Source organism: Pseudaeromonas pectinilytica, assembly GCF_054780855.1.
This window is the reverse complement of record NZ_BAAGVN010000182.1, coordinates 1-878: the sequence shown is the minus strand read 5'-3', so window position 1 is coordinate 878 and position 878 is coordinate 1. Positions and strand designations below refer to the sequence as shown.

The following is an 878-nucleotide window of genomic DNA, read 5'->3' as shown; positions in this document are numbered from 1 at the left end:
GGTATCCATAGCGGGCACCTCAGTCCAGCGAACTTACTGCAAGTATAGATTGCCCCAACACGTAAAGGGAACAGCGCCCAATTCGATGCCAATTGCCATTTATATTTTGCGGTGGCAAAGGCAAATTAAACTGCAAGGGTGCCCAATAGGCATTGAATATAATATAGATCGCAACTTTTACGTCTAGAGATATCGCCGTCATCGCCAAGGAGTGTGAATTTGCATCCCAATCTGGCGAATAGGGGTTAACCCCATGCCAGCAAATTTCAGAACGATGCAATATCTCAGCCAAAGAGACCATCATGCCTTCATGTTGCGCACGACTAAATAAATACTTGCGATATTTAATGAGCTCTTGGGTATAGCGTTGCATTTCATCAGAGCGTTCATTCTTACGCCAGTTCATCCAGCTTAAAGGCGTGTTCTGACAGTAGGCGTTATTATTGCCATGTTGAGTCCGCAAGTGTTCATCGCCCATTAATAACATAGGCGTTCCAATCGACAGCATAATCGCAGTCAATAAGTTCTTGCACTGCCGAACACGGAGTTTATCAATTTCCTGATTATCGGTTTCGCCTTCGATGCCGTGATTCCAACTGTAATTGTCACTCATGCCATCGCGGTTCTCTTCTCCATTAGCGTGGTTATTTTTTTGGTTATAGCTGACCAGATCCCACAGGGTAAAACCATCATGGCAGGTGACAAAATTGATGCTCTTTTCCGGATCAGAATGATTATATTGATAAATGTCCGGGCTGCCTGTCATGCGATCCGCAAACCGGCTGCAGGTATCGGCGTGGCGCTGTTCCCTTTACGTGTTGTTGACTATTTTCACCCCACCCGATAACCAGGATTTTGCACTGTTGGGCTCTTGGTTG

The 878-nt window shown here is 45.7% G+C and carries 1 protein-coding gene; it reads right to left on the bottom strand.

Going from position 1 to position 878, the window contains the following annotated elements; genetic code table 11:
* Positions 1-19 precede the first annotated feature (19 nt).
* Complete coding sequence (locus ACYVG7_RS10095; protein ID WP_460882996.1) at positions 20-766, bottom strand: hypothetical protein; 747 nt, start codon at positions 764-766, stop codon at positions 20-22.
* Positions 767-878 lie beyond the last annotated feature (112 nt).

What these genes read in the sequence shown, in the direction of transcription:
- ACYVG7_RS10095 (WP_460882996.1), bottom strand. Translation starts at nt 766, where the DNA reads ATGACAGGCAGCCCGGACATTTATCAATATAATCATTCTGATCCGGAA.